Below are 25,743 nucleotides of genomic sequence, written 5' to 3'. Positions count from 1 at the left end.
TGTGTGACGTCAACGTGACGAAGTCGACGCCGTCGAAAAATTCGTGAATCAGGGCTGATCCGGGCTCAAGTTCGACAGAAAAATGCCGTTATTTTTAGCCTGTTTTTTTCGATAGCCCACAGCGCTTCAATGCAGTGCGTCCGCCGCGATCGCTTCGGCATACACCGCCGCGACCCGCTTCGCGATTACCGCGTTATCGAAGCGCTCGCGCGCATAGCGGCGGCATGCATCTTCATCGGGCAGCTTTAGCGTGCCGTTGAACGCGCCGGCGAGACCCGCGGCGATCGCCGCTGCACCGGTCTCCGGCAACACCAGATCCGGCGACAAGCCCGCCACCGCCTCCGGCAATCCGCCGACCGGCGTCACCAGCACCGGCGTGCCCGACGCAAGCGATTCGACCGTGATGAGCCCGAAGCCTTCCAGCGCGACCGTCGGTACGACGCTGAGATTGGCCGCGCGATATAGCGCCGCGAGATGCTGATCGGGCACGAAGCCGAGCAGCTTCACGTTGTGTTCGAGCCCTGCGTCGTCGATGCGCGCCTGAAGCTCGCTTTCGAGCCGCCCCTTGCCGGCGATCAGCAGCAGCACGTCGGGCGCGCTGCGTTTCACCAGCTTCACCGCATCGATCAGATCTTCGAGACCCATGCGCCGCACCAGCCGTCGCACCGCCAGCACGATCGGCCGATCCTGCGGCAATTGCAGACGCAGACGCGCTTCGGCCTGCGTGATCGGCAGATTGAACTGCTCGACGTCGACGCAGCCCGGCACCACGCGCACGCGCTCCGGTGAGATGCCGTAGCGCGTCGTCAGGATCTTGCCGAACGCGTCCGACAGTACGATCAGCCGCGACGAACGCGCGTATACCGACTGCTCCAGATAACGCTTCGCGCGCTGGCCGAGCGAATCGGCGCCTTCGACGTGGCTCTCGTCGGCCCACGGCCCCTGGAAATGCGACACCTGCGGAATGCCGCGCGTCACGTCGAGGCCCGGAAACGTATAGAGCGCGAAGTGCGATGAAATCACGTCGGGCCGCGACCTGCGGATCTCCTGGCGCAGCGCGCGGCGTGCCGCCATCAACCGCAACGGCAGCGATTGCGCGGCGGAGCCGAACCCGTTGATCGCGCCACCGGTATCGGCCGCGACTTTCGGCGAGCCGGCGACGACTCCGCGCACCGCGACGCCCGCGCCCGGCAGCGCGCCGACCAGCGAGTAGTACATGCGGTCGAGGCCGCCCGCGCGTTCGGGAAACCAGTGCATCCCGATCTGCAGTGATTTGATTGAGCCAGTCGTCATGATGGTGTGCCCCTGTGTGTTGCTTGCGGTGAGTTGCTATGTCGTTGCGTGGATGGCGCGGCTCGCGCGTTCATTCCACGCTCTTCTGTCCGGCGAGTTGATTCAGCGTCAGCGCATCGTTTTGCGCGACGACCGTCGCCTCCGTCTGGATGCGCCGGCGGTTTTCCTGTTGCCCGGCCAGTTGCCGGTACAGCGCGATGTATTGCGCGGCCATGCGCGCCCAGCCGAAGCCGGTTGCGAGCTCGCTCGCGGCCTGACCCATCGCGCGGCGCGCGGTGTCGTCGCCGGCGAGTTGCGCGACCGCGCGAGCGAGCGCCTGCGGGTCGTCCGGATCGTCGAGCACGATGCCGCATTCCGGCGTGATGATCTCGGCGCCGCCCGCGGTGCGCGCGGTCACGACGGGCAGGCCCGCCGCCATCGCTTCGAGCAGCGACAGACTCATCGCTTCGTAGCGCGACGGAAACACGAACGCGTCGACCGAATGCATCAGCACTGGCATCTCCTTCACCAGCCCGAGAAAATGCACCCGATGCGCGATGCCGAGCGCCTTCGCCTGTTCCGGATACGGGCTGCCCGGCAGAAAGCCGGCCACCGCGATCTGCACGTGCTCGGGCAGATGCTTCAACGCGGCGAGCACGGTGCCGAGATTCTTGCGCGGGGTGCGCAGATCGCCGACGAACAGCAGCAGGAACGCATCGTCCGGCAACCGAAACTTCGCGCGATCGCCGCTCGCCGCCGCGAAGCCTTGCGTGTCGACGCCGTTGTAGATCACGTCCACGCGGTTGCGCGGCGTGAGGCCGATCGCGCGGATTTCGTCGGCGACCTTCTGCGACACCGCGGTGATCACCTTCGAGCGCCGGTACGCCCAGCGTTCGAGCAGCGCATTGCAGCGCGTATAGACCGACTGGTACGCGGACCACACGCCCTTCGTCAAACCGAACGGGTAGTACTTGCTCGCGAACCAGCCGCTATGCACGAAATGCGAGGTATTGACGTCGGCGCGCATCCACGTGATGAAGCCGTTCACGTGCAGCACGTCGTAGTCGCGCCGATGCGCGCGCAGCCATAGCGCGCTCTTGAGAGCGAACACCTGCTGGCGCAGCAGATTGGTCGGCCACCAGCGGCCGATCTTCACCGGCGCCCAGCGCACGTTCGGATGCGCGAGCAGTTCGGGCGCCACGTGCGACGCGACCAGCGTCACGCGGATGTTCTCGTCGAGCGCCGCGCGCGCGATCTCGTGATTGACGCGCCCCTGGCCGTCGTTATGACGCACTACGTGCGTGACTATGGCGACTCTCAATCCGTGCCTCCGTGGAGAAATAGCGTGCGTGCGCGGTTCATTTTTTCGTAGTGAACCGCGGAAAGAATCGAAAAAGCGCCCATGAAAAGCAGCAGGCCGCCGGTGCCGACCAGCGAGTTCGTGAACACGAGCATCGCGAAGGTCGCCAGACACAGGCTCAGGCACGCGGAGACGAACTTGTCGTCGCGCAGCCTGAACGACGCGAGCACCGCGCGGGTCAGCAGCCACACGATGCCGGACATGTACAGCAAGGTGCCGGGCCAGCCGAGCACGAACGGAATGTTCATCACGCCGCTGTCGAAGTTGCCGTACTGGCCGAGCTGGCCACCGTCGTTGGAGAGCTTCGTGGAGGTGCCGGTCGCGCCCATGCCCTCGCCCGACACGTCGGTAAACGCGGTCTTCGCGAAGGTCGCGTAGAACTCGTTACGCGCCGCGTAGCTCTGGTCGTCGTGCAGGTTGACGATCGTGTTCAGGCGCGCCTGCATCCGTTCGGCCACCGGACCGACCGCTAGCAATGGGACGCAGAAGCCGGCGAGCAGCACCGCGCTCGCGACGATGCGCACGCGCACCTTGTTGTTCGACTTCACCAGCTGGATGAAGAGCGCGATGACCCAGCCGCCCCACGTCGAGCGCACGAGGCTCAACGCGAACGAGAAGAAGCCGAGCCCGGCGGCGATCCAGCGCAGGCGGTGCTGCGCGGCCATCACGAAGACCATCGCGCCCATCATCGCGAACGCGAACGGGCCCGACGAGTTCATCGTGCTGAACACGCGCACGCCCATCGGCACCGGGTCGCCCTGCGAGTTCATCTGCGAGCCGAGCATCCACAGCACGTCCCACGGCGGCATGATGAAGAACTGGATCAGGCCGTAGCCGCCCATCACCAGCATGCCCCAGATGAACGTGCCCACGATCGTGTCGCGGTACTGCGGATACTGGCGCGTGTGCGCCATGATGTGAAAGCCGATCAGGATCGGATAGAGCCAGTTCGCGAGGTCGTAGGTGGCCGCAAGCGGCCCGCTCGACATCACGCCGATCAGGAACGCGTAAACGAGGCCGAGCAGGATCAGCAGCACCGGCAAACCACGGCGCTGCGCGAGCAGCCGGTAGTAGCGCAGCAGCGACAGGCCGCTGATCATCGTCACGGCGAGCGGCGCGACCTGGATCAGGCTGGTCGGCGTGAACGCGCCTTTCGACCAGTCCGCGAGACGCCGCACTTCGGGGCTCAGGAACCACAGCCACCACATGAAGCCGATATAGCGCGCCGGGCTCTTGAAGTAGAGCCACAGGCCCGTGAGGATCGCGAGCACCGGAAACGCGAGCGTCAGCACCGTGCCCTGATGCGCGACGATCAGCACCGCAGTGATCAGCCACAGCAACAGCGGCGGCAGCCATTCTCGCGTTGCGCCGGACAGCAGCCCGCTCGCATTGGTTTGCGCGGCGCCGGCGTTGCCCGCGCCGGCCGGCGGCAATGGGTTCGCGCGCGGAATCGTCGACATCGCCTAGAGGCCTCCGCGCGATTCGCGCGCAGGTGCGGCGCGTTGCTCGTGCCTGGCCGCGGCCGCGTTCGCGCTCGCCTGCCCGCGCGCGCTCAGCATCTCGCGCGTGATCCGCACGTACTGCATCGCGTAGTGCTCGGTGGTCAGATCGCGCGCGAGCAGACCGGCCGCGGCTGCCTGCGCCTGGCGCAGCGCTTCGGCGGGGTCGGCGGCGAGCCGGTCGACCGCGGCGCGCAGCGCCTCTGGAATGAATGGCGGCACGTAGGCGGCTTCGTCGGCGGGAAAATAGTCGCGCAGCGCGCCGACGTCGGTCGCGACCATCGGCTTGCCGACCGCCGCCGCTTCGAGCATCACGGTGATGCCCGATGCGTGCGAGTTCGGCCGCAACGGCACGACGATCACGTCGGCCCAGTCGTACAGCTCGTGTTGCTTCTTGATGCCGGAGAACAGCGCGATCTCGACATTCGACGCGCGCAGCGACGCGGGAATCCGCCGCCGCGTCGCGAGCTTCACCGAATAGCGCGAATCGTTGCCGAACGCCTTGATCAGCGTCTCCCAGTCACGGTCGCGGTCGTTGCCGATCGCCGCGATGCGCAGCGGCGTGCGCGGCGTCCACTGCGTCGGCGCATTGACCGGGAAGTCGCGCGTGTTCAGGCCGTACAGCAGCGGCGTCGCATCGCGGCGGAAGTAGTCCTGGCATAGCTCGGCGTTTTCGCTCGCGAGCGTGGTCAGCCGATCGGCGCGCGTCATCAGCTTGCGATACAGCCAGCTGCGCACGATGCCGTACGACGGCCACTTGTCGAGCAGCCACACGCTTTGCGCGAGCAGCAGCGGCGACGCGCCGGGCCCCGCCTTGCGGCCGCACAGCAGCAGCATCAGCGCGGCGGACAGCCATTCCTGCTCGGTATGCGTCCAGATCACGTCCGAGCGCAGCATCTCGGCGCGATTACGCCACGTATGGATGAAATCGAAGCCGAGCGCGGCCTTCAGCGCGCGCCGCACGAGCCGTACGGGCCGACTTTCGCGCGCGTCTTGCGAATAGGTCAGCGCGAATGCTTCGGACTCCGCGTGGTGATAACCATACAGACAGCCGATATCGTCGCCCTTGCGATAAAAGCGCGGATCGGCGCCGTAGAACAGATGAACATGAACCTTGGTACTCATGCGGACACTCCGCTCTTCGACAGCGCGCGCCGCGCCTCGTGGGCGCCCGCGCGCACCTCGCGCCAGCGCGACAGCTGCAACTGCGCCTGCTTCGACAGCAGCGCGAGCGCCGCATGCGTGAGGCCCGGATAAAGCCGTGTGCCGACCAGCGTCCACCACCACCACGCGGCTTCGCGGCGCAGCGGCGGCAACTGGTCGCGCAGGATCAGATGGAAGTTGAACGCGGCGTTGCGCAGCGCGGCCATCGTCTGCGCGTCGCGTTTGTCGTCGTCGAACCGTTCGGCGGGGAAATGATCGACGGCGACCTGCGGGTCGTAGACGAGCTTCCAGCCCGCGTTCTTTACCGCGAGGCTGAATGCCATGTCGTTGTGCACCTGCGCGCCCGCGCCGCGCAAACGCGCGTCGAAGCGGATCGTGCGCACCGCGTCGCGCCGGTAGCTCATGTTGGCGCCCTTCAGGATGTCGACTTCGCGCGCGGCACCGACCCCCAGGTGATGATTGCCGATGATCTTGCCGTGCGCGGTCACCTTGCCGACCAGCGGCCGCTCGCCGTCGAGCACGCGGCCCTTTTCGTGCACCCAGTCGCGCCCGCCCAAGGCGCCCAGGCGCGCATCGGCTTCGAACGCGGCGGCGATGCGCTCGACCCAGTCGCGGCGCGGCGCGGCGTCGTCGTCGGTGATCGCGATCACGTCGCCGCTGGCGGCATCGAGCCCGCGATTGAGCGCCGCGACCTGGCCGGGTATGTCCACCGGCGCGATCACCAGCGGCAGGCGGCCGCGCGTGGACGGATCGCGCAGGCATGCATGGGTCGCGTCGTCGTCGACGCGTGCGACCACGATCACTTCGTCGGGCGCGCGCGATTGCCGCTCGAGCGCCGCGAGGCAGCGCGCGAGATCGGGCGGGCGGCGATAAGTCGGTACCAGTACCGTTACTTTCATCGTGATGTCCTCTGTTCCTGTCGTGCAGAAGTCGGTGCCGGGGTGCGGTGCGCGCGTCACGTGCTCAGGTATTCCTGGGTCGCCGCGTAGCCGCGGTCGTAGCCGACCCGCGAGCGCGCCGGCATGCCGTTGAAGATGCCGCCCTGCACGTGCACACCGGCCGCGCGCAGGCGCTTCAGCGCGTCGGCTAGCTCGATCTCGCTGTGCATGCCCGAGCGCATCACGAAGAACGTCGAGCCCGCATACGCGCCGATGATCGATGCATCGGTCACCGCGAGCACCGGCGGCGTGTCGATCAGGATCACGTCGTAGCGCTTCGCGAGGCCGTCGAGGTACTGCGGCAGACGCGGCGACATCAGCAGCTCGGACGGATTCGGCGGACGGCGGCCGCACGAAATGAAGCTCAGGCCCTCGACGTTCGACGGGCGGATCGCCTCTTCCAGCGAGATCTGCCCGCTCAGCAACTCCGACATGCCGTTCTCCTGCTCGCCGCCGATCTGACGTTCGAGCGCGCCGCGCCGCATGTCGCCGTCGATCAGCAGCACGCGCTTGCCCGAATGCGCGAGCAGCATCGCGAGGTTCACGCTGAGGAAGCTCTTGCCGACGCCGGCCATCGGACCCGTCAGCATCACGATGCGATTGCGCGCGTCCATCAGCGTGAACTGCATCGCGGTGCGCAGGCTGCGCAGACTTTCGATCGTCAGGTCCTTCGGCCGCGCATTCGCGAGCACCGGACGCAGCCGTTCGCCGCCGCGCGCATAGCTGTTTTCGAGCTGCACCTGCTCGGCGCTTTGCGGCACGAGGCCGAACACCGGCAGATGGAACGCGCGCTCGACGTGATCGGGGTCGTCGATGCCCTTGAACAGATTGCGGCGCAGGAACACGAAGCCGGTGCCCGCGATCAGCCCGAGAATCACCGCCGCCGACATGATCAGCATCTTCTTCGGCTTGACCGGCGCACCGGGGCGCAGCGCCGCGTCGACGATATGCACGTTGCCGCCCGTGCCCGCCTTTTGCACCGACAGTTCCTGCACGCGATTGAGCAGCAGCACGTAGATGTCTTCGGCGACTTTGGCGTCGCGCTGCAACTGCACGGCCTTCACTTCGGTGGCAGGCAGATCGCGGAAACGGTCCGCGTATTTGGTGCGCTGCGCCTGCAGCTCGGCCATCTGCTGACGTGCGGCGACGAGCGTCGGATGGTCGTCGCCGTAGCGCTCGGCGAGCTGCGTCATCTGCAGCCGCAATGCGGCGATCTGCTGCTCGTACTGCACGCTGCCTTCGAGGTAGACCTTCGCCTCGTCGCTCGCGTTGATCGAGCCGGACTGACGCTGGTAGGCGGTCAGCGCGGCTTCCGCGCGTTCGAGGTCGGCCTTCAGGCGCGGCTCCTCGCTCTTCAGGAAGTCGAGCATCTTGCTCGCATCGGCCTGCTTGTTCGACACGTGCTGCCGCAGATACGACTGCGCGAGCGCATTGGCGACGAGCGCCGCATGCTGCGGACTCTTGTCCTCCAGCGAGATCTGGATCACGCCGGTCTGCTTGCCCTGCTCCTGCACCGTGATCGCCGACTGGAACGCGGTGATCGCGTCGAGATCGTTCGAGCGCACGATCGTGAACTCCTGCCCGGGGCGCGCGACCAGCTGGTTGACGACTATCGTCACGCCGCCGCCCTGCGCCTGCTGGCCGACCTCGCCGCGCAGCAGCAGCGAGCCGTTCGCCGCGAACAGCTCATAGTGCTGCGCGTCGATCACGCGCAGCAGCAGTTTCTCGCCTTCGAGCGACGGCGTCACGTCGATCGAATCGACCTCGACGTCTTCACCGCCCCAGGCGTATGACGTGAGCCCCAGCCACGCGCGTGCGGGCTGGCCCGGCGTGGCGAGGCGCGCGGCGATGTTGCCGAGCAGCGGGATCGTCTTCGGCGTCACGCTGAAGTTCAGCTTCAGCTGCTGCACGACCGGGGCGACCACGCCACGGCTCTTGATGATTTCGATCTCGGCGTCGGTCGGCAGCGACGTCGAGCCGCTGGTGATCGCGGCACCGGTTTGCGTTTGCGTGAGCGCCTGCGACATGCTGTCGGACGGCTCGACGCGCACGTGCGCATCGGCCGAATAAGTCGGCTTGGCGAGGTAGCAGTACGCGACCGCCATCGTGACGATGACCGCGGTGATCGCGAGCAGCCACCAGATGTCGTCGAGGATCACCTGCACCAGTTGTCCGAGGACGACGTCTTCTTCTTCGGTCTTGATCGGACCAGCCATGTGTGGAGAGAGTTGATTGCTCACTGTTCCATCCCGTGTCGTTGGCTTCGGCTTTCGCGTCAGCGGTACTTCTGCTTTCGTTGCGCGTCCCGCGCCGCCCGGACAACAACGGCGCGCGCGGGACGTTACAGCCCAAACGTTCAGCGCGTCAGCTGCTTCAGATAGAACAGCGTCTGCACGCTCGGCAGCACCTGCTGCAACACGCGGTTGAACGTCGTCGACGCGGCGGTGCCCACGTACACGACGTCGAGCGGCTGCAACTGGAACTGCGAAGACAACATGATCGAGTCCGGCTGCGTCATGTCGAGGCGGAACACCTCGGGCGTGGTCGGATGCTCGCGCATGCCGCGCATCACGAAGATCTGGCGCGGATTGGCGTCGGTATTGAGGATGCCGCCGCCCTGCGTGAGCGCATCGGCGATCGTCATGCGGCCGCGGATGATCGGCACCTGGGTCGGCGTCTTCACTTCGCCCATCACGAAGATGCGGCTGTCGGTGCGGTCCGGCACGTTGACCACGTCGCCGTTTTGCAGCATCACGTCCTGCGTGGTGTCGCCCTGATCGAGCATGCGATCGGCGTTGAGCACGTAGAGCTTGTGATTGCGCGTGAGGCGCACGCGCTGGATGTCGGCGTCCGGGTTGGTGCCGCCCGAGCGCGTGATCGCGTCGACCAGCGTCAGCGGCACGTCGCTGAGCGCGAGCGGTCCCGGCTGCTTCACTTCGCCGGTGACCTGCACCTTCTGGCTGCGATACGACAGCACGCGCACGTCGACCTGCGGGTTGCGGATATATGGCACGAGGCGCGCGGCGAGCTGATCGCGCAGCTGGGTGGTGGTCTTCCCCGCGGCCTGGATGCGGCCGACGAACGGGAAAAAGATCGTGCCGTCGGCGGCGATGGTCTGGCCGTACGGATCGGCCTGGCCCGGCAGCGCGGCCGTATACGGCTGCTGCAACGCGCCGGCGATCGTCTGCGTGGTGTTGCCGCCCGAGGACAAGGTGCTGCCCTGCGGCGTGGTCAGTTCGGGGTGATCCCACACGGTGATGCCGAGAATGTCCTGCGGCGCGAGGTGGTACACGTACAGCGACGGATCGGACAGCGCCGACGGCGGCAACGGCTCGGTTTTTGCGGCGGCGGCTTGCGCCTGCGCCATGATCAGGTTCGCGTCGATCAGATGGACCGGATAGGTTTCGCTCGGCGCCTGATCGTTGTCCTTGAGCCGCGACGTGTCGAGATAATTGCCCGGTGCGGTCGCGCAGGCCGACAGAAAAGACGTCAGCAGAAGTGAGGCGGCGAGCTTCGTGCGCAAGCTCGCGAATGAGTTTTCGATGCGGGGTTGCTTCATATTTTTTTCAGCCATCCCATGACCAGATGTTCGATGAGCACGAGACTCTCCCTGTATTCGTCTTCCGCGCCGCCGTGCGGATCGGCGACGTCCGAATCGGCTTCCCACTTGCCGAGCGGATAGACCTTGCCGCGCGCGGACGGATCGAGCGCTTCGACCTTGCTCACCTGCGCGCGCTCGCTCACCAGCACGAGATCGGCCGCGCGCACGAGCGAGCGGTCGAGACGCCGCGCGTGATGGAGGCCGGCCGCGACGCCGCGCTCTTCGAGCAGGCGCCGCATCACCGGGTCCATGCCGTGGCCATTGACCGCGCGAATGCCCGCCGAATGAAACGCGATCGGCGCGGCGCCCGGGCGCGGCGCGCGCGCCTGACGCGCCTTGAACAGCATCTCGGCGGCAGGCGAGCGGCACACGTTGGCGTGACACACGATCAGAACGTTGGCGAACATGGCGGATTTCCTCGCGCGGCGGCGGTCGCAATGGCCTCAGCGGCCAGAGATTTCCGCGGCGGCGAGGTCCACCGCATGCAGCGCGCCGTTCGCGCCGACCCGTGCCGGCGCATTGCGCAATGCGTGCCGCCGGCCGATCGCGTGATACTCGATGCCGAGTTCGAGCAGCACATCCGGCTCGTACAGATTGCGGCCATCGAAAATCAGCGGCGTCTTCAGCATGCGCTTCAGCGCGTCGAAGTCAGGGCTCTTGAAGACTTTCCATTCGGTCAGGATCACGAGTGCATCGACGCCGCTCGCCGCTTCCATCTCCTCGTTCACGAACGACAGGCGCGCATGCTGCTGCGGCACGTCCTTCAGGTCGAGCGCGAACACGCGCTTCGCTTCGTCGATCGAGACCGGGTCGTAGGCCTTCACGCGCGCGCCGCGGCGCAGCAGTTCGGCGATCAGCTCGCGGCTCGGCGCCGCGCGCATGTCGTCGGTGTTCGGCTTGAACGCGAGACCCCACACGCCGAACGTGCGGTCCGACAGATCCTCGCCGAGACGCGCGACGATCTTCTGCGCGAGGATCTGCTTCTGCGCGTCGTTGACCGCTTCCACCGCTTCGAGAATGCGCAGGTTTGCGCTGTGATCGGCGGCGGTGCGAATCAGCGCCTGCACGTCCTTCGGAAAGCACGAGCCGCCATAGCCGCAGCCCGCGTACAGGAAGTCGTAGCCGATGCGTGGATCGGAACCGATGCCGCGGCGCACCGCCTCGATATCCGCGCCGACGCGATCGGCCAGATTCGCGAGCTCGTTCATGTACGAGATGCGCGTCGCGAGCATCGCGTTGGCCGCGTACTTGGTGAACTCGGCGGAACGCACGTCCATATACAGCGTGCGTTCGCGATTGCGATTGAACGGCGCATACAGGCGCTTCATCAGCTCGCGTGCCTTTTCGCCGGGCACGTCGTCGTCGCAGCCGAGCACGATGCGATCGGGCCGCGTGAAGTCTTCGACCGCCGCGCCCTCCTTCAGGAACTCCGGATTCGACACCACCGAGAACATCTGCTCGACGCCGCGCGCGGTTAGCTCGGCGGCGACCACTTCGCGTACGCGCGACGCGGTGCCGACCGGCACCGTCGATTTGTCGACGATCACCTTGAAGCCGTTCATATGGCGGCCGATGTTGCGCGCAGCGGCGAGCACGTACTGCAGGTCGGCGGAACCGTCTTCGTCGGCCGGCGTGCCGACCGCGATGAACTGGATGTCGCCGTGCGCGACCGCGGCCTCGACGTCGGTGGAAAACGTCAGGCGCTTCGCGCGGCGATTGCGCGCGATGATCTCCTGCAGACCCGGTTCGTGGATCGGCACGCCGCCGTTGTTGAGCACGTCGATCTTGCGTTGATCGACGTCGAGACAGAACACGTCGTGGCCGATGTCGGCCAGACATGCGCCGGTCACGAGGCCGACATAGCCGCTACCGATGATCGTCAGGTTCATGGATTGCACCTCGATAAATAAAGTTGATTCAGGAATGCGCTCGCGCGATGCGCGGCATCGGCGCGGCCCGGCGCTCCACGTTCAATAGGCGTTGCTGCCCGCGAAGCCTTTCCACAGCGTCAGCACGACGATCTTGATGTCGAGCCAGAAGGTCCAGTGCTGCATGTAGTACAGATCGAGCTTCACGCGGCCCATCATCTTTTCGATGCGGTCGGTTTCGCCGCGATAACCGTTGATCTGCGCCCAGCCGGTGATGCCGGGCTTGATCCGGTAGCGGTGCATATAGCCCTTCACCAGATCCTTGTAGATGTCGTCGTGCTCGAGCGCGTGCGGACGGGGACCTACCACCGACATCTCGCCGCGCAGCACGTTGATGAACTGCGGCAGCTCGTCGAGGCTGGTGCGGCGCAGGAACGCGCCGACCGCGGTGATGCGCGGATCGCGCCGCGTCGCCTGGGTGATCTGGCCGGCCGCTTCCTTGTGGACCTTCATCGAGCGGAACTTGAAGATCTCGAACTCGCGGCCGTCGATGCCCTTGCGGCGCTGGCGGAAAAACACCGGTCCCGGCGAGCTGAGCTTCACCATCAGCGCGATCACGAGCATCAGCGGCGACAGCGCGAGCAACGCGCCGAGCGCGAACAGGCTGTCGAACACGCGCTTGGGCAGCACGCGCAGATCGGTGATCGGCGAGGCGGCGAGGTTGATCGCGGGCACGCCGAGCAGCTCGACCATCGGCTGATTGAACAGCGTCAGGCTGCCGACATCGGGGATGAAGCGGATGTTCACGAAGTCGTTGCGCAGATCCCTCACGAAGCGATGGATCGCCTTCTCCTTCGAGATCGGCAGCGCGAGCCACAGCTCGCGGATCGAGCGCTGTCGCACCAGCTCGATCATGCGCTGATAGTCGCGCTCGACCGGCACGCCCGCGACCGCGTGCGCCGCGTCCGGGTCTTCATATGGATTGATCGTGCCGTCCTCGTCGAACACGACCACGGGCGTGAAGCCGGCTTCCGGCCGGCCCTGCATCTGTTCGATGAGGAAGCGCCCGTAAGGCGCGCCGCCGACGATCGCGACCGCACGCTGATTGAAGCCCTCGCGTCGCAGTCCGCGCAGGATCGAATAGACGATCAGCTTCGTGACGACCAGCAGCACGATGGACGCGAGCGCCCAGTACACGAGCCACAGCCGCGACAGGCTGTCGGCGCGGTGCACGCTGAAGCTGATCAGCACGCCGGTCACTTCGACCATCAGCCAGCCGCCCGTGACGCGCGACAGCAGATCGTAGAGCGGCTTGCCGCGCCACGACTGATAGATGCCGAGCGCCGGGAAGAACACCACCACCAGCAGGCAGCCGAACGCGAGCGACACGCTTTGCATATCGTCGAGCCATACCGCTCCGCCGCTGTGCACGGCCGCCGCCACCATCGCGGCGAGCGCGACCATGGCTATGTCGATGATTCTCGCTAGAACGCTCAGCATGCGCCGCCCCTCTGTTCGTCAGTCAAAGTGCGATCCGTCGGTTGGTTGAAATGGGTGTTGCATGCGGGTTTCACCATTGCGTTTTTATTTCCCATTTGCCTCGCGGCCGAATTGGACTGAATGCGCATGAATAGACCACCGCGGAAAAACTGCGGCCGAATGAGTGAATACCCTTGTACATGCCTCAATAAAGCGGTATTAAAATTCGCACGGCAAGGCCGTAAAAAATCTCAAATTGTATCGGTCAAAATTTCGGCATTTTTTTGTGCATTTTGAGAGGTAATTTTTGCCGCAATCAGGCTCGACAGCGGTTTCCCACCCGCCCATCCGAGGCCTTGCCCACCGAAACTTGCGCTTTTCCAACAGTTCTGCCGGGGACGCCCGGCTCCATGAGTGTCATCATTCTTGCGCATCATTAAGCGAAAAAAATGCTTGTCGATTTTTTTCCGGTAATTTTTATTTTTGAATCCATCGGTGGCACATTTTTTCCGGCATTTCGAATAGATTCGAGGCACGCTTTATCCGATTTGTATTTAACGCGCTTTTATTGATTCTCGACTTCGTGATAAAACTCGACGCATTCATCCAGCCTCGAGGAGAGTTCACCATGACAGCTCCGGCCCCTGTCACGCCCGCCGGCACCCGGCCCACCGCCGCCCCTTCGTCCACCTCCCCATCCGGAACCAGCGTCAAGCTCAAGGTTCATCCCGTGATTCTCGCGGGCGGCTCGGGCACCCGGCTGTGGCCGATGTCGCGCGAGCAGCATCCGAAGCAGCTGATCGGCCTGCTCGGCGACGAGTCGCTGCTGCAATCGACGACCCGCCGTCTCGATGGGCTCGAAGCCGGCTATCCGCTCGCCGGCCAGCTCGTGGTCGTCGCCAACGAAGAGCAGCGCTTCACGACGGCCGAACAGTTGCGCACGAGCGGCAAGCCGAGCCGGCTGATACTCGAACCGGTAGGCCGTGACACCGCGCCCGCGTTGACGGTGGCCGCGTTGTCCGTCGCAGCGCAGGACGAAGACGGCATCATGGTCGTGATGCCCGCCGATCACGCGGTCACCGACAGCGCAGGCTTTCACGCGGCGGTCGCCGCCGGCGTCCAGCATGCGGCCGCCGGCCGGATCGTGACGATGGGCATCGTGCCGACGCGCGCGGAAACCGGCTACGGCTATATCCGCATCGGCGCGCCGCTCGGTTCTGACGATGCGCAGGATGTTGGACAGACCGATGCATCGGCGCGCCTCGTCGCGCACCGCCTCGACAGCTTCGTCGAAAAGCCGCATCTGGAACTCGCGCGGCACTACGTCGAATCAGGCGAATACTGGTGGAACAGCGGTATTTTCATCGTGCGCGCATCGACGTGGCTCAAAGCAATTCGCCATTTTCAACCGGCCATTTACGAAGCATGCGAAGCGGCCTTCGCGGGCAGCACGGCGGACGGCGACTTCTTCCGGCTGCAACGCGATGCGTTCGGCGCGTCGCCGTCGAATTCGATCGACTACGCGGTGATGGAAAAGCTCGGCGCCGATCAGAGCATCGCGTCGGGCGTGGTCGTGCCGCTGATGGCCGGCTGGTCCGACGTCGGTTCGTGGGACGCGATCTGGGACATCTCCGAGAAGGACGCCGATCGCAATGTGAGCCGCGGCCGCGTGATGTTCGAAGGTGCGAACTCGACCTTCGCGCATTCCGAAGGACGACTGATTGCCTGCGTCGGCACGCAGGATCTCGTCGTCGTCGAGACCGCCGATGCGATTCTCGTTGCCGATAAATCACGCGTGCAGGAGGTCAAGAAGATCGTCAACCGGATTCGCGAGGATGGCGGGCTCGAAGCGGCCAATCATCGCAAGGTGCATCGCCCGTGGGGCAACTACGATTCCGTCGACACCGGCGAACGCTTCCAGGTCAAGCGGATCGTCGTGAAGCCGGGTGCGCGGCTGTCGTTGCAGATGCATCATCATCGCGCGGAGCACTGGATCGTCGTGCGCGGCACCGCGCTCGTCACGCGCGGCGACGAGCGCTTTATCGTGTCTGAAAACGAGTCGGCTTATATTCCGCTCGGCACCACCCATCGCCTCGAAAACCCGGGCAAGATGCCGCTCGAAATGATCGAGGTGCAGTCCGGTTCGTACCTCGGTGAAGACGATATCGTGCGCTTCGACGATACCTACGGACGGCAATGACGCGCGACCGGCCGCGATAACGATGCGGGACCCTGCGGCGGCGCCAGGCGGCCGCGGGGTCCGCCGGGTTCATCCCACGTACGAGATGAGTTCTTTGTAGGTCGCCGAAAAGTGCTCCACGGTGCCGCTGTCGGTCGTCACCGCGGGCGTGCTCGTCACGCTCGCGCTCGCGGTGTCCGACGGATAGCGGCGCAGCGGCACGCGCAATGCATTCGGTGATGGCTTCAACTGCCCGTGCAAAGGCGCGCCGTGATTCGCGCTGCCATCGATCGACGCCGGTTCCGGCACATGACGCAGGGCCGCCAACGAACGGCTCGCCGAGCGCTGCACAGGGTTGCTCGATGCGGGTGCCGACGCAGGTTCAGCGGCGCTTACCTCGGTCATCGCGGCGGCCGCCGCGTCGGTTGCGCATTCGCGATCGATCCACTGACGTGCCCAGTCGAGCGCGAATTGCTGCGCGTGCTGCGCATCCTCGAAGCGCGGGCCGACGAGGCCGGAGCGCTCGACACGCTTGCCGTTCCTGATGATCTCCGCCCACCCGCGATACATCGCATTCGGCACTTCCTCGACCACCACGTAGATCAGATAACCGCGCGAGTCGGCGACCTGCATGCCGCTCGGCGCGAGGGCCATCGTCAGCGACGGGCGCGGCTCGTCGGGCGGGAAGGTCCGGGCCGTGCCGAATGCGGCGGGTTCGACATGCGCTACTGGCGCTGCGGCCGACGCGAATGTCGCCACGGGCGTCGCCGGCACTGCCGCGGGCCCGAGCCCCGACAATTGCCGCGTGATGTCACCGATCGGATCGGCCGTGCGCCATTGGCTCAACGCACTCGCGACGCCGGGCGCCTGCCACGACTCGGGACTCTTCCACGACACGCCGCGCAGACTATTGTCTTCGCGCGGGCTCGGGGTTTGCGCAACCGGCGCCACGGGTCTGGCCGTAACGGGCGGCGCCGGTTGGGGAATGTACGCGAAGGTGCGGCCGCTCCGCGACAGCAGGCGGACCATCTCCAGCAGAGTGCCGTTCAGTTGCCACTCTTCGAAGCGGCGACGGCACGTGGGACCGGACGGATAGCGGCCCGGCAGCTTCGACCACGGCTCACCCGTGGTCATGATCCACAGCACCGCATTCGTCACGATGCGCGGTTCGGCGCGCGGCCGGCCGCGCCGGTTCAGACGGACGGCCGGCTCGTCAGAGACGAGCGGCGCGAGCAGCGCCCATTCGTCGTTGTTCAGCTCATCGAAAAACATTGGATTTTCTCCACGCGGCCTGGCCTGGCCGCGGCGTTGGGCCTGCCACGGATTCTTAGCGTTCACGACCCGTGTGCGGCCCTCGGTTGCACAAATTTGTTTTATCCGTTCGGCTCGCCGGAGCAGTCCGCCCACGTGTGGTGCGGCTCTTCCCTATTGCGAAGCACAAAACGCGGTCTCACTCGTGCACGGGAAAATTTCTGCACGAAGCATACCATCCCGTTGTTTGCATGAATACAGGTGAGACAAGTGTTACGGATAGAAACAATCTTGTCCGTTTCGCTGCGTCGATTCTCGTATTGCCGTAACAAAAGCCGCTGCTTATCTTGCATCGAATCTGGCCTGTTGCAAAGCACAATACAGCATTGCCGAACAGAATGTGCTTTAAAAATGCAATTGCCAATCCAGCACGCATTTCTATGCCATTTGATGTTTGATTTGATCGGCTGTGTCGAGCGTCGGCGAAAGAAAGGCGGCGCGCACCCGCGGTGACACCGAGGCAATCGGAGGCGCGCATGCGGCCGCTGCGCATGCGCGGAGTTCGAGGCGGGAGCAAAGACGTTGAAGTCGCTTCGGGCGAAACTACGGGCGCACTGGTTTCGATGCGTGCTCGCCGACGACGGTGGTCCATTCGCGCACACGCCAGCGCGTGACGAGTCCGGATAGCACGTACGGATCGGCCTTGGCAAAGGCTTGCGCGACTGCCGGCGAGGTGCCGGTGAAGAGCAGCACCGCCTCGTCCGTCGGCTCGGTGAGCGCGCCGGCCAGCAGCAGTTCGCCCCGTTCGGCGGCGGCCCAAGCGAGTTTCAGATGCGCGTCGCGGTACTCGCCGCGTCGCTCCAGATAGTCGGGTACCAACTCGTACATCAACAGGTAATGCATGGTAAGTCTCCTCGCAACGATGAAGGTTGACACCGGTACCGGCATCCATCGGAGCGCGATTCTGCACAACGGAGGCTGCCGAATTTCATGCCACTTTTCTATTCAGTTGCATTCGCAGCAATGCGGAAATTCTTATTGCCTGCTGACAATAGATCCAAATACCTCGAACCGTAATTTCTATTCAATTAGCAAGGAATAATCGGCGCAACCAATCTGCATTGCATAACAAAATTCGCGCACTCGTTGATTTCGATCGTTTCAAACGGCGCATCACCGGTTGCTCCCCGCTACTCAGGGAAAACGAGCGCGCACCGCTGTCAACCGGAACGCATTTCGAGCCGTTCTGCAGACGGCATTTGCCATAATGGATGCGCCGATGGGCCCATGGATGCCGTCGTCGCCCGCGCGCATAAACGACCAGAAACGTTTTCACCACCGATGGAGTGTCCCATGAAAATCCAATCCGCTATCGCTACGCTGGTGTTGGGCGCGGTACTCGTATCGCCGGCGTTCGCGGCGAACAGCCAACAGACCAAGATGGCCGACTGCAACAAGCAGGCCGGCGACAAGAAGGGCGACGAGCGCAAGGCGTTCATGCAAACCTGTCTTTCCGCGAAGCCGGCAGCCGCCGCGCCGATGAGCCAGCAGGACAAGATGAAGGCCTGCAACAAGCAGGCGGGCGACAAGAAAGGCGACGACCGCAAGGCGTTCATGAAGACCTGCCTGTCCTCGTCGGCGCCCGCCAACTGAGCGAGACGCGTAGCCGTTCCTCCAGCCGGCGCCCTGCCTGTCGACGCGGCGCCGGCGCATCGTTCCACCCACGCGGCGCTCCGCTCGCCCCCGGCTTCGTAGTCCACCCGCCGCAACGCGCCGTTTTCTTCTATGATGGCTGCGGAGACGGCCCTCCCTCACACATAGAACCAATCAAAACGGGGCCGCCATCTTGTCGTTGGTGCTACTGAGCATCGATCGGAGGCAAGGATGGTATCGAAGCACAAAAACCGCTGGTTAAGGCGGTGGTTGCTGGTCATCATATTCTGGGCCGTGCCCGTGGCGATCGTCGCGGTCAACGAGATCCGCGAGGAAATGTCGTACAACGCGGTCGATCTCGAGCGCGCGCTGACCACCTGGAATTTCACTCAGGCGCAGCGCGCCGCCGGCGCGCCCGCGCATTGCCATGGCAAGCCCGACGACGCAAAAGCCGCCGGCTGCCCGGCCGACGTACTGGCCGCCAACGCGCCGCGTCAGCAGGAGGCGATCAACGAATACAACGTGCGCCGCTCGACGCTGTTCGCGTATCTGTGGCACGCGTTCGTCGGCTATTGGATCGTGCCGGCTGCGATCCTGTTCGCGATCGGCGCGATCATCGGCATGGTGCGCCGCGCGCTGCGGCGCCCGCCCGCGGTCAAGAGCCCGGTGAATCACGGGTGAGCGGCGGCCGCGCCGCGGGTACTCCGCTGCCATTTGCTGTGTCGAAACAACACTTTCATTTCCATGTCGATGGGCCGCCGCGCCACGCGAAAATCGGTAAAAACAGGCACATCGCGGGGCTGCGGCGAAGCGTCACCAAAATCGCCGCGCCTCGGGCGCTCGTCTGCTTCGCCTCCTCCGAGCTTCGCTCGACGCGTACTTCGACGCCACCCGGCGGGCCGGTCAAAGTTACTGAAAAGCACCTTGCGATTAGCCTCAAACCCTTGTCCCATAAGGCTTTTCGCGTTGCCACGCAACGCGCCTTTTAGACCGGGCTGTGTTATAACTCAGAGGCAACCAGGCGACATCAACACGGTTGCGCCCCGGATCCACCACGGAGAAAAACGATGCAAAGACGACACTTCATGTTGAAGACGACCGCTGCGCTAGCTTTCGGAGGCCTTGCACTCGCCGGGTGCACGACGACGGGCAACACTCCGGACAATGCTCATGTCAACGCCTCGAAACGGCAGTCGATCGACGCCAGCGTCGACGGCACGCTGTCCAGGCTGTTCACGACCGTGCCGGGCTCGCGTGAGCTGGTGTCGAAGGCGCGCGGCGTGCTGGTGTTCCCGTCGGTGATACAGGCGGGCTTCATCGTCGGCGGTCAGTATGGCGAAGGCGCATTGCGAGTGGGCGGCGCGACGGTCGGCTACTACAGCACCGTGTCGGGCTCGTTGGGCCTGACGGCGGGCGCGCAGTCGAAGGCACTGATCTTCCTGTTCATGACGCAGGATTCGCTCGACAAATTCCGCAACGCGGACGGCTGGTCGGCCGGCGTCGATGCATCGGTCGCGCTCGTGAAGATCGGTGCGAACGGCGCCGTCGACACGACCACGGCCACCGCGCCGGTGCAGGTTTTCGTGTTGACCAACGCGGGCCTGATGGGCGACGTTTCGCTGCAAGGCACGAAGGTCACGCGGCTGAAGATCTGAGCGCGTTTCCCGGTACGCTTCGCTGAACACCTGCGCGCGCGCATCCCGACACGCGCGCAGGCTTTGCATCCGGATCGCATCGCGACGAAGGCCGCGCGAGGGACCCTGTTTGGGCCATCGCGCGGCGTTTTTTGTTGTGCGGTGTCGACGCCGGCGCTCATACGCCAGAAAACTCAGGCGCGAAAAAAACGGCGCCGCGCCTCGTGCACCGCCGTTCTTCGCTTCGACAGTTGCGAACGATCCCACGTCAAGCGCCCGACGAATCGATCACCTTGAACCGCGAGCGCTTCTGCGCGCGAATCACCGACTGATACGCCTCCACATACTGACGCGCCATCCGGTGCGACGTGAAGCGCTCCTCGAAGCGGCGCCGCACGCCCGCGCGCGGCACCTTGTGCAGCCGGTTGACGGCCGCCACCGCGCCGATCTCGTCCTCGACGATGAACCCGGTCACGCCCTCTTCGAGCACTTCCGGCACCGAGCCGCGATTGAACGCGATCACCGGCGTGCCGCACGCCATCGCCTCGATCATCACGAGGCCGAACGGCTCCGGCCAGTCGATCGGAAACAGCAGCGCATGCGCGCCCGACAGAAACTCGGCCTTCTGATGATCGGCGATCTCGCCGATGTACTCGACGTACGGCAGGTCGAGCAACGGCCGGATATCGCGCTCGAAGTATTCGCGGTCGGCCGCATCGACCTTGGCGGCGATGCGGATCGGCATGCCGCAGCGGCCCGCGATGCGGATCGCCGTATCGACGCGTTTTTCCGGCGAAATCCGGCCGAGAAACGCGAGGTACTTCTGCTCGACCGGTTGCGGCGTATAGAGCTGCTCCGGCAGGCCGTGATAGACCGTGGTGAGCCAACGCGCCTGCGGCAGCGGATGACGCTGCGCATTCGAGATCGAGATCACCGGCACCGAGTTGAAGGTGTCGAACACCGGCTGCTGCTCGGGCAGATCGAGCCGCCCGTGCATCGTCGTAACGAACGGCGTTTCCTGCCGCTTGAATACCGAGAACGAGTAATAGTCGAGATGGAAATGCAGCACGTCGAAGTCTTCGGCCTGGCGGCGCACCAGTTCCATCAGCAGCATGTGCGGCGCGACGCGGTCGCGAATGCCCGGATCGAGCCGCAGCGCGCGCGGCCACACCGGTTCGAGCTTCGCGCTCGTGACGGAGTCGCCACTCGCGAACAGCGTCACGTCGTGGCCCTGCTCGACCAGCGCCTCGGTGATGTACGACACGACCCGCTCCGTGCCGCCGTAAAGCTTCGGCGGCACCGATTCGGTCAGCGGGGCGATCTGCGCAATCTTCATATTGTGTCTCCGTGAGCCGGCGGCTGGCGCGCAATCGCGATGCCGTCGGCGACGCCGAGTATGACAGCGCCATGACGTCGGATCAATTCACGCGGTCCCTAAGCGCCGCATGCATCGTCGCTACGGAGGATTATTCCCTGGCGTCGGTGGAAAAGCCGCAGGTCTTGCAATTGCTCGGTGCTGTTACATGCGGCTTACATCCGGTGACAAGGGGTCGCGCGCCGGCTTTGGCCGAACTTTGCCTTTGCCGCGCCATCACCGCGTCGTCATTGGTGGCCCCCACCCTCGCCCGATCGGCGCACGGGCACGCTGCGCAAATCTCTGAGAAAGCTGTCGCGCCATACACCGAGATCGTTCTCGCGCAGAGCGGCCATGTTGATCTCGTGACGCCGCTGGCGCGCGTCGAGCGGCATCTGCAGTGCGCGCTGCAAGGCTTCGCACATGCCGATCGCATCGTGCGGATTGACCAGCACCGCGCCGGAAAGCTCGGCCGCGGCGCCCGCGAAAATCGACAGCACGAGTACGCCGGGATCGTCGGGATTCTGCGCGGCCACGTACTCCTTCGCGACGAGGTTCATGCCGTCGTGCAGCGGCGTGACGAAGCCGATCTGCGACTCGCGAAACAGCGACATCAGCTTCCAGCGGTCGTACTGCTGGTTCAGATAGCGGATCGGCGTGTAATCGAGCCCCGAGTAGCGGCCGTTGATGCGCCCCGCCTCGTATTCGAGATCCTGGCGGATCTTCTGATAGGTCGCGACGTCCGAGCGGGTCGGCGGTGCGATCTGCACGAGCGTGACGTTGCCGCGCCATTCGGGCGAGCGTTCGAGCAGCAGTTCGAACGCGCGAAACCGCTCGACCAGCCCCTTCGAATAATCGAGCCGGTCGACGCTCATGATCAGCTTGCGCCCTTCGAGGCTTTGCTTCAGTTCGAGCACATGCTGGCGGCTTTCGTAGCGCTTGGCCTGCTCGGCGATTTCGTCGGGGAACACGCCGATCCGATACACGCCGGTGCGCAGCTTGCGCCCGAACGCCTCGACGATGCCGTCGGCGCTGACCGTGCCGCGCGCGTGACGGGTCACGTAGTCGTGGAACGCCTGCTGGTCGGTGGCAGTCTGGAAGCCGAGCAGGTCGTAGCACGACAGCGACTTGACGAGCTCCTCGTGCGGCGGAATGTTGAGCAGGATCTGCGGCGCGGGAAACGGGATGTGCAGGAAGAAGCCGATGCGGTTCGTCACTCCCTCGCTGCGCAGCGCCTCGGCGAACGGGATCAGATGGTAGTCGTGAATCCAGATGATGTCGTCCGGTTCGAGTAGCTTGACCAGTTTGTGCGCAAGCCACGCGTTCACGCGCCGATATCCCGCGTACTCGTCGCGCTCGTAGCGCGCGAGGTCGTTGCGGTAGTGGAATACCGGCCACAGCGTCGCGTTCGAGAAGCCGCGGTAGTACTGGTCGTAGTCCTTGCGTGTGAGGCCGACGGTCGCGAAGGTCACCGCGCCGTCCTGCTCGAGCATCGGCCCCGCGTTGGCGACCGTCTCGCTGACCACGTCGCCGCTCCAGCCGAACCAGACGCCGCCAGCATCCTTGAGCGCGCCGAATACGCCGACGGCCAGTCCGCCCGCCGATCCCTTGGTCTCCGTCGGCGTCGCGACGCGATTCGACACGACGATCAATCGGCCCATAGTGCATCTCCTCCATTTCTTGCGCTGCGCCGCGCCGACTGCGCGGGCGTGGTGCGCCCATAAACAGCAATTGGTGTGCCCGGGCATCGTTGGGCGTGAGCGCGCTCGACGTTCGCGGCGCGCGATTCGTGATTGGCGCTCGGCAACGCCTGCTAAGCCTGCTCCTTCGCCTTTTGCGGGATCTCGCCGGTGCCAGTGCGGCCGAGGCGGCTCGCCACCGGATCGGCTTCGGTATGCGCGGCGGTGCTGCCGGCGGGCGCCTGGCGGCTGCGCGGCAGCCAGTCGATCGGGCCAGCGCCGCTCGTCTCCAGCTCCGCCGACACCTCCGCACGTGCCCGCGGCAGGTATTCCGGGTAGTGCCGGTGCACGAAATCGAGCAGCCCTTCGCGCACGCGGCAACGCAAATCCCACGCGAGACCGGAATCGGGCGCGCTGACGAGCGCGCGCAACTGCATCGCGCGCTCGGTGCAGTCGGTCACCTGCAGCACCTGCACGCGGCGGTCCCACTCGGGCGCATTCTCGACGATGCGCGCGAGTTCCTCGCGCAGCGGCGCGAGCGGCATCCGGTAATCGACGAACAGGAACACGGTGCCGATGATCTGTGAGCTGTTGCGCGTCCAGTTCGTGAACGGGTTTTCGATAAACCATTGCAGCGGCACGATCAGGCGGCGCTGGTCCCACAGCCGCACCGACACGTAGGTGCCGGTGATTTCCTCGATGCGCCCCCACTCGTTCTGGATCACGACGACGTCATCGAGGCGGATCGGCTGCGACAGCGCGATCTGCAAACCGGCGATCAGGTTGCCGAGCACCGGCCGCGCCGCGATACCGGCGACCAGACCGGCGACACCGGCCGAAGCCAGCAGGCTCGCGCCGATTTGCCGCACATTGGGCAAGGTCATCAGCGCACCGCCGACACCGATGATCACAATGACGATCATCACCGAGCGCGCGAGCACACGCGCCTGCGTATGGATGCGGCGCGCCTGCAGGTTATCGGCGCTATCGAGCGGATGAGCGCGGATGATCGCTTCGCCGATCGCCGCGGCCGAGCGCACCGACAGCCACGTCAGCGCGGCGATCAGCGCGATGCCGGTGATGTCGCGCACCGGTTCGATGAAGTTGAGGGTATCGGGCGCCTCGGACCAGACCCACGCGAACACGAGGATCACGAGGACGAACAGCGACGGCTTGTCGATATAGCGCAGCACGACGCTCGTCAGCGCATGCGGTCGCGCTAGACGCATCACGACGCGCGCGCCAAGGCGGTGAACGCCGATCGCCACGATCGTCACGAATGCCGTCACGATCAACGCGCCGAGCCACGTATGCAGCGGCGCGGCGGCCACGCGGTAGAAGTCGTCGATAGTAGGCATAACGGGCATCTTCCTCCGGGCTCGATGAGCGGCGGCGCGCCTGCGGGACTACTGACATCCGGGGGCGCCCCAGCGGGAGCGACGACCCCGACACCCAGGGCGCTCGACGGCGCCTTGGGCGTTACAACGGGTTCTTCGATGCGCGGCGGCTATCGATCAGCCGCCGCTCTTGCAGGGAAACGCCTTGCCGAGACCCAGCGAAATCGCCGTGCTGGCGTTGTAGCCCGCGGCGTTCGGATTCTCGGCGATGTACTTGCGCACGGCGTCGGTCAACTGCGCCGAGCGCGCATCCGGCGGCAGGCAGAAGTACTGGCCGACGCGCGGACCGGTGGTGCCGCCGATCGCGTCGATCGTGTTGAAGATGCCGTCGGCCGCGCCTTCTATGTAGGCGGCGCAGGCGCTACGCGAAGCGATGTCCGTCTTGGTGCACAGCTTGTTGAGGTCGCCTCCCGTAAACGCGGCCGCCGAAAGCGGCAAGGCAAGCGCGCCGGCGAAAATCAATGCCCGCAGCATGGTGTTCCTTTCCAGGGTTGTTTATCACGCGGTCTTTCTGCCGCGTCCGGACGGCGCGCTACGCGGCGCGCCGAAGTCGTCATTCTGCACTGTTTTACACGGCGGCAGCAGGCCCGCTGCCACGCGGCTCGGACAAAACCGCAGCAAAACGGCACGGCCTCGCGGGCCCGCCGCGCCGCCTGCCTACAGCGTCATTGTTTCTGCTGCTGGGTCTGCTGCATGCGGGCCGTGAGTCCTTCAACGACGTCCGGCTCCTTGTAGGTCTTGGCGAAATCGAGCGCGGTCATGCCGATCTGGTTTTTCACCGACAGGTCCGCGCCATTGTCGAGCAGCAGCTTGACCGTCGACACATGGCCGCCGCGCGCGGCCATCATCAGCGGCGTGGTGCCGTTCGGCGAGCCCGTGTCGACGTAGGCCGAGTGGTCGAGCAGCACCTTGACGATGTCGTCGTGGCCGTTGGCGGCCGCGTAGTGCAGCGGCGCCCAGCCCTTCTTGTTGACCTCGGCGTCCTTCGCGATCAGCAGATTCACGAGGTTCAGGTCGCCGACCAGCGACGCCATCATCAGCGCGTTCTCACCGGCCTTGTCCTGAATCTCGATGTCGGTCTTCGGATTCGCGAGCAGCGCGGCCGCGACCTTGTCGGATTTCTCGCGCGCGGCGATCACGAGCAGCGGCATGCCCTGATTGTCGACGCTGTTCGGGTCCATGCCCTTCGCGAGCAGCTTGTTGACGCCGCTGACGTCGTCGAACTTGACCGCCTTGATGAGCGTGTCGATCGGCGCTGCATGCGCGGGCACCGCGACCAGCGCCGCGCAGGCGAGCGCGGCGGCGCACGCAAGACGGCGTGCCGGCGCGAGAGCCCGGGCGCCCGGCCCGGCGGACAGCGGTTGGAAAGCAGCGGACGACGTCGAAATATTTTTCATATGATGCTTTAGGAAAGC

Annotated in this window: 22 protein-coding genes; 4 read left to right on the top strand and 18 right to left on the bottom strand. The window is 65.3% G+C overall.

The features are described from left to right. Positions 1 to 126 precede the first annotated feature (126 nt). From AB3X95_RS02970 to AB3X95_RS02920, 11 genes are all read right to left on the bottom strand, one after another. Positions 127 to 1,293, bottom strand: a complete 1,167-nt coding sequence (locus AB3X95_RS02970) for a glycosyltransferase family 4 protein (RefSeq protein WP_176367292.1) — start codon at positions 1,291 to 1,293, stop codon at positions 127 to 129. 70 nt (positions 1,294 to 1,363) lie between these two features. After that, positions 1,364 to 2,593 (bottom strand): glycosyltransferase family 4 protein, encoded by a 1,230-nt coding sequence (locus tag AB3X95_RS02965; protein WP_368620618.1) that lies wholly within the window; start codon positions 2,591 to 2,593, stop codon positions 1,364 to 1,366. After that, the gene (locus tag AB3X95_RS02960; RefSeq protein ID WP_368620617.1) at positions 2,590 to 4,092 is read right to left on the bottom strand and encodes a glucose-6-phosphate isomerase; all 1,503 of its coding nucleotides are present in this window, start codon (positions 4,090 to 4,092) and stop codon (positions 2,590 to 2,592) included. The genes AB3X95_RS02965 and AB3X95_RS02960 overlap by 4 nt, the downstream gene beginning before the upstream one ends. Before the next feature lie 3 nt (positions 4,093 to 4,095). Then, complete coding sequence (locus tag AB3X95_RS02955) at positions 4,096 to 5,256, bottom strand: glycosyltransferase family 4 protein (RefSeq protein WP_368620616.1); 1,161 nt, start codon at positions 5,254 to 5,256, stop codon at positions 4,096 to 4,098. Continuing rightward, a complete protein-coding gene (locus tag AB3X95_RS02950; protein ID WP_176119818.1) occupies positions 5,253 to 6,194 on the bottom strand; it encodes a glycosyltransferase family 2 protein in 942 nt (313 codons plus the stop codon). Before AB3X95_RS02950 ends, AB3X95_RS02955 begins: the two co-directional genes overlap by 4 nt. A gap of 56 nt (positions 6,195 to 6,250) precedes the next feature. Beyond that, entirely contained in the window at positions 6,251 to 8,449 is a 2,199-nt protein-coding gene (locus AB3X95_RS02945) for a polysaccharide biosynthesis tyrosine autokinase (RefSeq protein ID WP_368620772.1), read from the bottom strand. 140 nt (positions 8,450 to 8,589) lie between these two features. Beyond that, on the bottom strand, positions 8,590 to 9,792 hold the full coding sequence (locus AB3X95_RS02940) for a polysaccharide biosynthesis/export family protein (protein WP_368620615.1): 1,203 nt from the start codon (positions 9,790 to 9,792) through the stop codon (positions 8,590 to 8,592). Continuing rightward, a complete protein-coding gene (locus AB3X95_RS02935; protein ID WP_176367297.1) occupies positions 9,789 to 10,241 on the bottom strand; it encodes a low molecular weight phosphotyrosine protein phosphatase in 453 nt (150 codons plus the stop codon). The genes AB3X95_RS02940 and AB3X95_RS02935 overlap by 4 nt, the downstream gene beginning before the upstream one ends. A 36-nt stretch (positions 10,242 to 10,277) precedes the next feature. Continuing rightward, the gene (locus tag AB3X95_RS02930; RefSeq protein WP_368620614.1) at positions 10,278 to 11,723 is read right to left on the bottom strand and encodes a UDP-glucose/GDP-mannose dehydrogenase family protein; all 1,446 of its coding nucleotides are present in this window, start codon (positions 11,721 to 11,723) and stop codon (positions 10,278 to 10,280) included. 81 nt (positions 11,724 to 11,804) lie between these two features. Further along, the gene (locus tag AB3X95_RS02925; protein WP_368597444.1) at positions 11,805 to 13,202 is read right to left on the bottom strand and encodes an undecaprenyl-phosphate glucose phosphotransferase; all 1,398 of its coding nucleotides are present in this window, start codon (positions 13,200 to 13,202) and stop codon (positions 11,805 to 11,807) included. Positions 13,203 to 13,432: 230 nt separating this feature from the next. Next, the gene (locus AB3X95_RS02920) at positions 13,433 to 13,717 is read right to left on the bottom strand and encodes a hypothetical protein (RefSeq protein WP_176119823.1); all 285 of its coding nucleotides are present in this window, start codon (positions 13,715 to 13,717) and stop codon (positions 13,433 to 13,435) included. A gap of 92 nt (positions 13,718 to 13,809) precedes the next feature. On the opposite strand from AB3X95_RS02920, the gene AB3X95_RS02915 reads away from it, so the two are divergent. Further along, a complete protein-coding gene (locus tag AB3X95_RS02915; protein WP_217710592.1) occupies positions 13,810 to 15,381 on the top strand; it encodes a mannose-1-phosphate guanylyltransferase/mannose-6-phosphate isomerase in 1,572 nt (523 codons plus the stop codon). Between the two features lie 69 nt (positions 15,382 to 15,450). Here AB3X95_RS02915 and AB3X95_RS02910 read toward each other — a convergent pair whose 3' ends face one another. Beyond that, on the bottom strand, positions 15,451 to 16,632 hold the full coding sequence (locus tag AB3X95_RS02910; RefSeq protein WP_368620613.1) for a transposase: 1,182 nt from the start codon (positions 16,630 to 16,632) through the stop codon (positions 15,451 to 15,453). A gap of 582 nt (positions 16,633 to 17,214) precedes the next feature. Then, positions 17,215 to 17,514, bottom strand: coding sequence for a YciI-like protein (locus AB3X95_RS02905; RefSeq protein WP_176367301.1), 300 nt, complete (start codon positions 17,512 to 17,514; stop codon positions 17,215 to 17,217). Between the two features lie 450 nt (positions 17,515 to 17,964). Between AB3X95_RS02905 and AB3X95_RS02900 the strand changes: the two genes are divergently transcribed. The 3 genes from AB3X95_RS02900 to AB3X95_RS02890 all read left to right on the top strand — a co-directional run bounded on the left by AB3X95_RS02900 (position 17,965) and on the right by AB3X95_RS02890 (position 19,919). Continuing rightward, entirely contained in the window at positions 17,965 to 18,264 is a 300-nt protein-coding gene (locus AB3X95_RS02900; RefSeq protein ID WP_018431983.1) for a PsiF family protein, read from the top strand. Positions 18,265 to 18,495: 231 nt separating this feature from the next. Beyond that, positions 18,496 to 18,945 carry a hypothetical protein gene (locus AB3X95_RS02895; protein WP_176119826.1) on the top strand — a complete coding sequence of 150 codons (450 nt, stop codon included), beginning with the start codon at positions 18,496 to 18,498 and terminating at the stop codon, positions 18,943 to 18,945. 386 nt (positions 18,946 to 19,331) lie between these two features. After that, the gene (locus AB3X95_RS02890) at positions 19,332 to 19,919 is read left to right on the top strand and encodes a YSC84-related protein (RefSeq protein WP_176108568.1); all 588 of its coding nucleotides are present in this window, start codon (positions 19,332 to 19,334) and stop codon (positions 19,917 to 19,919) included. A 247-nt stretch (positions 19,920 to 20,166) separates the two neighbouring features. Here AB3X95_RS02890 and AB3X95_RS02885 read toward each other — a convergent pair whose 3' ends face one another. The 5 genes from AB3X95_RS02885 to AB3X95_RS02865 form a co-directional block, all read right to left on the bottom strand. Continuing rightward, positions 20,167 to 21,234 (bottom strand): glycosyltransferase family 4 protein, encoded by a 1,068-nt coding sequence (locus tag AB3X95_RS02885; protein WP_176119827.1) that lies wholly within the window; start codon positions 21,232 to 21,234, stop codon positions 20,167 to 20,169. A 266-nt stretch (positions 21,235 to 21,500) separates the two neighbouring features. Further along, positions 21,501 to 22,913: an alpha,alpha-trehalose-phosphate synthase (UDP-forming) gene (gene otsA, locus AB3X95_RS02880; protein WP_176108570.1), complete on the bottom strand. Its 1,413-nt coding sequence runs from the start codon at positions 22,911 to 22,913 to the stop codon at positions 21,501 to 21,503. 152 nt (positions 22,914 to 23,065) lie between these two features. Then, positions 23,066 to 24,289 (bottom strand): mechanosensitive ion channel family protein, encoded by a 1,224-nt coding sequence (locus AB3X95_RS02875; RefSeq protein WP_176367303.1) that lies wholly within the window; start codon positions 24,287 to 24,289, stop codon positions 23,066 to 23,068. A gap of 156 nt (positions 24,290 to 24,445) precedes the next feature. Continuing rightward, entirely contained in the window at positions 24,446 to 24,802 is a 357-nt protein-coding gene (locus AB3X95_RS02870) for a Rap1a/Tai family immunity protein (RefSeq protein WP_176108572.1), read from the bottom strand. 191 nt (positions 24,803 to 24,993) lie between these two features. Continuing rightward, the gene (locus AB3X95_RS02865) at positions 24,994 to 25,725 is read right to left on the bottom strand and encodes an ankyrin repeat domain-containing protein (protein ID WP_176119828.1); all 732 of its coding nucleotides are present in this window, start codon (positions 25,723 to 25,725) and stop codon (positions 24,994 to 24,996) included. Between the last annotated feature and the right edge of the window lie 18 nt (positions 25,726 to 25,743).

Source organism: Paraburkholderia sp. BR13444, assembly GCF_040948755.1.
Lineage (GTDB): Bacteria > Pseudomonadota > Gammaproteobacteria > Burkholderiales > Burkholderiaceae > Paraburkholderia > Paraburkholderia youngii.
Note: the sequence above shows the minus strand (reverse complement) of the source record. Positions and strands in the feature narration are given on the sequence as shown.